The sequence below is a fragment of the Mycobacterium sp. genome, from assembly GCF_035623875.1.
Classification (GTDB): Bacteria; Actinomycetota; Actinomycetes; order Mycobacteriales; family Mycobacteriaceae; genus Mycobacterium.
In genome coordinates this window covers 1-7,152 of sequence record NZ_DASPSP010000119.1, presented here as the reverse complement: position 1 = coordinate 7,152, position 7,152 = coordinate 1, and the positions used below count along the sequence as shown (strand labels likewise).

Sequence of the window (7,152 nt, the reverse complement as noted above, 5' to 3'; positions counted from 1 at the left end):
GCCAGCAGGGTGTCGCCGTCCACCAGTTCGCCGCGGACAAACGCCTTGCGGCCCTCAGTGGCAACGACATGTCCGCGGACCACCAACGGAGTGTCGATCGGGGTGATTTTGCGGTAATCGACGTGCAGGAAGCCGGTCCGGCTGATCGGCCGGCCAGCGGCGTGCACCACCATCCCGAAGACGTGGTCGAACAGCAGCGGAAGCACCCCGCCGTGTACCGCCCCGTTACCACCCACGTGGAACCGGCGAAAATAGCCCCGCATCTCCACGCCGTCGGTGTCGAATCTGCTCATCGTCCATGGCGGCAACAGCAGGCTGCCCATCCCCGGCAACTGCGGCGATCGGCCGGCCGGACCCTGGCCTTCGGGAGCGTGAAACGGCGCCAGCAGATCGGAGAGCGCCTCGGCGCGGTCGGCGGCGTCCTCCCAGACGTCGTCGCTGGGGTCTGCGGACACCGCCAAGTCCTGCAACCCGCGCATGGCAGTGACGAATCGGCCGAAGCCCGGCCCTGGGCTGGCGGCGCCGTATTCCGGAAAGCCGCCGTGATGCTCGTAATCGGGATCGAGTTGTTGTGAGCTCTGCGAAGAATCGGTCACGGGCGTGCGGCCAAGACGTCGCGGCGAACGATGGTCTGCTCACGGCCGGGACCGACACCGATACACGAAACCTCCGCTCCGGCAAGCTCTTCCAACCGCAGCACATAGTCACGCGCCTTGGCGGGCAGGTCCTCGAAGGTCCGCGCGTCGGAGATGTCTTCCCACCATCCGGGCAGCTCCTCGTAGATGGGTTCGGCGCGGGCCAGATCGCTTTGGGTCATTGGCATGTCGTGGGTGCGTTTGCCGTCGATCGCGTAGCCGACGCACACCGGAACGGTTTCCAGGCTGGACAACACGTCCAGCTTGGTCAGGAAGTAGTCGGTGATGCCGTTGACCCGGGTGGCGTAACGGGCGATGACGGCGTCGAACCAGCCGCAGCGGCGACGGCGCCCAGTGGTGACGCCGAACTCACCGCCGGTTTTCGACAGGTATTCGCCGTTCTCGTCGAACAATTCGGTGGGGAACGGGCCGGAGCCGACCCGGGTGGTGTAGGCCTTGAGGATTCCCAGCACGGTGGTGATGCGGGTCGGGCCGATGCCGGACCCGACAGCCGCACCGCCTGCGGTCGGATTCGACGACGTCACATACGGGTACGTGCCGTGGTCGACGTCGAGCAGGGTGCCCTGCGAGCCTTCCAGCAACACGGTTTCGCCGGCCTCCAGCGCGGTGTTGAGCAGTAGCCGGGTGTCGGCGATGCGGTGCCGGAAGCCCTCGGCTTGTTCGAGCAGGACCTCGACCACGTGCGCCGGCTCGAGCGCCTTGCGGTTGTAGATCTTGACCAGGATCTGGTTTTTGAGTTCCAGCGCGGCTTGGACCTTGTGGGTCAGTACCTCCTGGTCGAGCACGTCGGCGACCCGGATCCCGATGCGGGCGATCTTGTCCTGGTAGCACGGGCCGATGCCGCGGCCGGTGGTGCCGATCTTCTTGCTGCCCATGTAGCGCTCGGTCACCTTGTCGATGGCCACGTGGTAGGGCATCAGCAGATGTGCGTCGGCGGAGATCAGCAGCTTCGAAGTGTCGACGCCGCGGTCCTCGAGGCCCTTCAGCTCGTCGAGCAGCACGCCGGGATCGACCACCACACCGTTGCCGATGACGTTGGTCACGCCGGGCGTGAGCACACCCGACGGGATGAGGTGCAGGGCGAAGTTCTCGCCGGTGGGCAAGACCACCGTGTGTCCGGCGTTATTGCCGCCCTGGTAGCGCACCACCCACTGGGCACGGCTGCCGAGTAGGTCGGTGGCCTTGCCTTTGCCCTCGTCACCCCATTGGGCGCCGATCAGGACGATTGCCGGCATGGCGCTTCTCCCACTGGTATCTGCCGCTTATTGTGGTCCAGCCGGTGACCCACACTATCTCAGCCGTTTGCGAGGAGCCGTTGAACGACCCCGACATCGCAGTGCTGATGTTCGGCGAGCATCGTGTGCCGCGTACTTTGCGCGGATTGCAGGTCGCCGACGCCCGGGAAATCAATGTGGCGGCTCACGACCTTCGGCGGTTGATCGTGGTCGGCTCGGATGCGGACCTGGCCGCAGTGCTCACCCAGCTGCTGCGGGCCGGCCGGCTCGACGTCGAGGTCGGCTATGCGCCGCGGCGGCGCACCGCCGCCACCCGCGCTTACCGGGTGTCGGCGGGTCGCAGAGCGGCCCGCCGGGCGCGGCACGGATCGGCTCAGCGGGTGCCGCTGATCCGCGACGAGACCGGGACGGCGATCGTGGGAGCAGCGCACTGGCGGCCACCGGACGACGCCCGGCTGCTGCACGGCGAGGCCGTCGTCGACGATGCCGTGCTCTTCGACGGCGATGTTGCCGCGGTGCGGATCGAGCCAACCGCCACACCGCCGGGCCTGCGGGCGCGCATCGCGGACGGTCGGTCGCGTCGCTGGCTGGCCGGGCGGGCAGTGCAGCTGGGCACCACGGGTGTCGCCGTGGTCCGTGACGGCGTGCCGGCGCCTCGGGCGGCGCGCCGGTCAACCTTCTATCGGAACACCGAAGGTTGGTTATTGGTCCGGTAGTTTCGTCACGTGAGCGCCCGTGACTTGCACCGATCGGTGCGGCCCAGCCCGATCTTCTTGGCAATCGTCACCGTGACGGCATTCGGCGGCGTGCTGGCTTGGCTGGACGGCGCCCAACTCGGGGCGCTGGCCCGCGCCGCGGTGTTCATCTTTGTGATCGCCGGTTGGGTGGTGTCGCTGTGCCTACACGAGTTCAGTCATGCGTTCACCGCCTGGCGGTTCGGCGATCGTGGCGTCGCCGTCCGGGGCTATCTGGATTTGGATCCACGGCGCTACAGCAACCCGTGGCTGTCGCTGGGTATACCGATTTTGATCACCGTGCTGGGCGGCATCGGTCTGCCTGGCGCCGCTGTCTACTTGCGAACGTCGTCCATGACTTCTGCCCAGCGCACCGTCGTCAGCCTGGCGGGGCCGTCGGCGAATTTGCTGTTGGCGGTGCTGCTGCTGGGACTGACTACGTCGTTCGTCGACCCGGCGCACCCGGTGTTCTGGGCCGGGGTGGCGTTCTTGGGCTTCCTGCAGATCACCGCGCTACTTCTGAACCTGTTGCCACTTCCCGGCCTGGACGGCTACAACGCGCTGGAACCGCATCTGAGCCCGGAAACTCAGCGGGCGCTCGAACAGTTCAAGCCGTACGGCATCATCTTCCTGGTCTTCCTGCTCTTCGTGCCGCAGGTCGGCCAGTGGTTCTTCGGCGTCGTCTACTGGTTCTTCGAGCTGTCCGGCGTGTCCGGCACCCTCGCGCAGATAGGCGGCGAACTCACCCGCTTCTGGACCGGCCGCTTCTGACCGCGCATCCACTCTTGCGATATATGCGTAAGTACGCATATATTTGATCGCCATGGGCGCTGGCCACGAACACACCAACGTCGACACACCAGTGCCGAGAATGGCCGCTGCCACCGCGATGTTGGGCGGGTTCTTCATCGTGGAACTGACCACCGCGCTGGTGATCGGGTCGATGGCGCTGCTGGCCGATGCGGGCCACATTCTGACCGACGTGGCGGCCACGTTCATGGGGCTGTGCGCTTTGGTGCTGGCCCGGCGTGGTAGCTCCTCTCCAGGCCGCACCTATGGCTGGCACCGCGCCGAGGTGTTTACCGCGGTGGCCAACGCGGTGCTGCTGATCGCGGTGGCGGCGATCATTCTCCGCGAAGCGATCGCGCGGCTCGGCCATGCACCAGAGGTGCCGGGGGTACCGATGATCGTCGTGGCGCTGGCGGGGCTCGCCATCAATGCGGCGGTAGCGCTGCTGCTGCGGTCGGACTCGACTCAGAGCCTAGCCGTCAAGGGCGCCTACATGGAGGTCATCGCCGACATGGTCGGCAGCATCGGTGTGCTCATCGCCGGTGTGGTCACGATCACCACGCACTGGCCCTACGCCGACGTGGTGGTTGCGGTTCTGATCGCGCTGTGGGTGCTGCCCCGGGCGCTTTCACTGGCCGTCGGCGCATTGCGCATCCTGTCGGAAGCGTCGCCCAGCCACATCGACGTCGAGGAGCTGCGTACGGCGCTGCGCGCCGTCGACGGCGTCACCGACGTGCACGACCTGCACGTCTGGACGCTGGTGCCCGGTAAGGACATGGTGACCGCGCACCTGGCCAGCCGTGGGGACTCGGCCCGGGTACTCGGTGCGGCCCAAGCGATTCTTGCCGCACACGGATTAGGCCATGCCACCATCCAGGTGGAGCCGCCGAGCGGCATCGGTGACTGCTCGGCCGGCTATTAACCGGGCTCAGCTAAGGCCGAGTGCGGCCCGGGCAGCCGGGTCGCAATCGTCGAGCAGGTCCAGGCAGCGGGTCTGCTCGTCGGTTTCACCGATGGCGTCGGCCGCCCGGGCCAGCGCGGCCACGCACCGCAGAAAACCGCGATTGGGCTCATGGGAATACGGCACCGGCCCGAACCCCTTCCAGCCGCTACGGCGCAGCTGGTCCAGGCCGCGGTGGTAGCCGGTGCGGGCATAGGCGTAGGCGGTGACCGCCTTGTCGTCGGCGAGCGCTTCTTCGGCGAGCGCCGCCCAGGCCGCCGAGGCCGAGGGATGTGCGGCGGCGACGACGGCTGGGTTCTCGTTGGCCAGCAGTTCGGCCTCGGCGTCGGGGTCGCCAGGCAGCAGGATCGGATCCGGTCCCAGAAGATCACGCATGGGCGTCATGGCGTTATTGTGCCGTGCGAGGCCGCCGCACCAAACCCGGTGCCGAGTCGCTAGGCTGCAATACGTATTTCGACAGCGAAGAGGACAGCAGCGCTTATGCCGAATCCCTCAGGGCCTGACCACGACCACAAGTCGAATGCGGCGGGGGTCGATCCAGACGCCGACGATCGAGGTGCCGCGACCGACCCGACGGAATCCGACGCTGAAACCACCGACCACGTCGCCGGTCCCGACGACGATCCCACCCAGAGCTACCGGACCGACCCGGCGACCGAGGTGATGGCCAAGGCCGCCCGCGAGCAGGAGGCGCCCAAACCGCGGCGTCCGCGAGGCGAGCGTCGGTTCACCGCCCCGGGGTTCGACGCCAAGGAGACCGCGGTCATCAACGCCGCCACCGAGCCTGCCACCGAGGCCTTCGACACGCGCCATCCGCCGTCTGGACCGATCAAGGAACGGCCGAGAACCGCTATGCCGCAGCTGATTCCGCCTCGGCTGGGCGCCAAGCTGCGGACGTCGACCCAGCGCAGCTGGGGTTGGGTGCTGGCATTGATACTGATCATCCTGGCGTTGGCGGCGGTCGCGGTGCTGGGTACCGTGCTGATGACCCGCAGCGACAGAAAACCAAAGGCCTCCCAAGAAGACCGGGTCCGTAGCGCCATCCAGAGCTTCGATGTCGCGGTGCAGAACGGCGACCTGGCCACGCTGCGCGGCATTACCTGCGGCAACATGCGCGACGACTACGTCAACTACGACGAGCGCGAATGGAACGACACCTATCGCCGGGTCGCGGCGGCCAAGCAGTATCCGGTGGTCGCCAACATCGATCAGGTGGTGGTCAACGGAAATCACGCTGAGGCCAACGTGACCGCGTTCATGGCCTACGCGCCGCAGGTTCGCTCGACCCGCAGCTTCGACCTGCAGTACCGCGACGACAAATGGAAGATCTGCGAGTCCAACACGGGTTGACCCGCGGCAGCGTCAGTCTGCGGTGACTGACTTCCCATCGCAGTGCAGGTCGTTGCAGGCCTCGATCACCCGCTCGGTCATCCCGGCTTCGGCCTTCTTCAGGTAGCTGCGCGGGTCGTAGACCTTCTTGCTCCCCACGTCGCCGTCAACTTTGAGCACGCCGTCGTAGTTGGTGAACATGTGCGCGGCGATCGGGCGGGTGAACGCGTACTGGGTGTCGGTGTCGACGTTCATCTTCACCACTCCGTAGCCCAGCGCCTCCTCGATCTCCGACTTCAGCGAGCCTGACCCGCCGTGGAACACGAAGTCGAACGGCCTGGCGTCGTCGGACAGTCCGAGCTTGGCCGCCGCCACCTGCTGCCCCTGGGCCAGGATGTCGGGGCGGAGCTTGACGTTGCCGGGCTTGTACACGCCGTGCACGTTGCCAAACGTCGCGGCCAGCAGGTAGTGCCCGTGCTCGCCGTGGCCGAGCGCGTCGACGGTTTTCTCGAAGTCGTCGGGGGTGGTGTACAGCTTCTCGTCGATCGCCCCGACGACGCCGTCCTCCTCGCCGCCGACCACACCGATCTCCACCTCGAGAATGATCTTCGCGGCCGCGGCCTCCTTCAGCAGTTCCTGCGCGATCTTCAAGTTCTCGTCGATCGGCACCGCGGAGCCGTCCCACATGTGCGACTGGAACAGCGGGTTCTTGCCCGCGGCGACCCGCCTGGCCGATATCTCCAGCAGCGGACGAACGTAGGAGTCGAGCTTGTCCTTCGGGCAGTGGTCGGTGTGCAGCGCGACGTGGATCGGGTACTTGTCCGCGATGACGCGGGCGAACTTGGCCAGCGCCACCGCGCCGGTGACCATGTCCTTGACCCCCAGCCCGGAGCTGAACTCGGCACCACCCGTCGAGAACTGGATGATGCCGTCGCTGCCCGCGTCAGCGAACCCCTTGATGGCGGCATTGATGGTCTCCGAGGACGTGCAGTTGATGGCCGGGAAGGCGTACGAGTTCTCCTTGGCACGTCGCAGCATCTCGGCGTAGACCTCTGGCGTTGCGATGGGCATGAAACTTCCCTCCTGACGTGTGCGATCAGTATCACAACACAGATTCTGGTTGGCAGCCCCACCGGCCCCCAAGCTGCGCCTGGTGAAGATCGTTGAATTTCGCCGGTATCTTGGAACACCGTGAACACCACGGTAGTGGCCATGCCCAACCTGCTCGACCCGATGTACTGGTTGGGCGCCAATGGCGTGTTCGGGCACGCGGTGCTGCCCGGCATCCTGCTCATCGTCTTCGTCGAGACTGGTCTGCTGTTCCCGCTGCTGCCCGGTGAGTCGCTGCTGTTCACCGGCGGCTTGCTGGCCGCGAGCGAGCACCCACCGGTCAGCATCGAGGTGTTGGCCAGCTGTGTGGCGGTGGTCGCGGTGCTCGGCGATCAGAC

General features: G+C 66.7%; 8 protein-coding genes and 1 pseudogene. 5 read left to right on the top strand and 4 right to left on the bottom strand.

Annotation, left to right across the window (positions count from 1 at the left end):
* Both VEI45_RS09755 and VEI45_RS09750 read right to left on the bottom strand, forming a co-directional pair.
* Positions 1-596 (bottom strand): PaaI family thioesterase (locus tag VEI45_RS09755; RefSeq protein ID WP_324852559.1); only part of this gene is annotated, 596 nt, incomplete at its 3' end.
* Complete coding sequence (locus VEI45_RS09750; RefSeq protein ID WP_324852556.1) at positions 593-1,891, bottom strand: adenylosuccinate synthase; 1,299 nt, start codon at positions 1,889-1,891, stop codon at positions 593-595. The genes VEI45_RS09755 and VEI45_RS09750, both read right to left, overlap by 4 nt.
* A gap of 107 nt (positions 1,892-1,998) precedes the next feature.
* Between VEI45_RS09750 and VEI45_RS09745 the strand changes: the two genes are divergently transcribed.
* The 3 genes from VEI45_RS09745 to VEI45_RS09735 are packed head-to-tail and all read left to right on the top strand — an operon-like array spanning position 1,999 to position 4,336.
* Entirely contained in the window at positions 1,999-2,607 is a 609-nt protein-coding gene (locus VEI45_RS09745) for a peptidase M50 (protein WP_324852561.1), read from the top strand.
* 9 nt (positions 2,608-2,616) lie between these two features.
* Positions 2,617-3,396 (top strand): site-2 protease family protein, encoded by a 780-nt coding sequence (locus VEI45_RS09740; RefSeq protein ID WP_324852554.1) that lies wholly within the window; start codon positions 2,617-2,619, stop codon positions 3,394-3,396.
* 52 nt (positions 3,397-3,448) lie between these two features.
* Positions 3,449-4,336 carry a cation diffusion facilitator family transporter gene (locus tag VEI45_RS09735; RefSeq protein ID WP_324852552.1) on the top strand — a complete coding sequence of 296 codons (888 nt, stop codon included), beginning with the start codon at positions 3,449-3,451 and terminating at the stop codon, positions 4,334-4,336.
* Positions 4,337-4,342: 6 nt separating this feature from the next.
* Here VEI45_RS09735 and VEI45_RS09730 read toward each other — a convergent pair whose 3' ends face one another.
* Positions 4,343-4,759, bottom strand: a complete 417-nt coding sequence (locus tag VEI45_RS09730) for a DUF3151 domain-containing protein (protein WP_324852550.1) — start codon at positions 4,757-4,759, stop codon at positions 4,343-4,345.
* Positions 4,760-4,855: 96 nt separating this feature from the next.
* Here VEI45_RS09730 and VEI45_RS09725 point away from each other — a divergent pair, with 96 nt between their 5' ends.
* Complete coding sequence (locus VEI45_RS09725) at positions 4,856-5,725, top strand: hypothetical protein (RefSeq protein ID WP_324852548.1); 870 nt, start codon at positions 4,856-4,858, stop codon at positions 5,723-5,725.
* Positions 5,726-5,737: 12 nt separating this feature from the next.
* On the opposite strand, the gene fbaA is transcribed toward VEI45_RS09725, so the two are convergent.
* A complete protein-coding gene (fbaA, locus tag VEI45_RS09720) occupies positions 5,738-6,775 on the bottom strand; it encodes a class II fructose-bisphosphate aldolase (RefSeq protein WP_324852546.1) in 1,038 nt (345 codons plus the stop codon).
* Positions 6,776-6,895: 120 nt separating this feature from the next.
* On the opposite strand from fbaA, the pseudogene VEI45_RS09715 reads away from it, so the two are divergent.
* A pseudogene (locus VEI45_RS09715) lies at positions 6,896-7,152 on the top strand (DedA family protein); the annotation flags it as partial.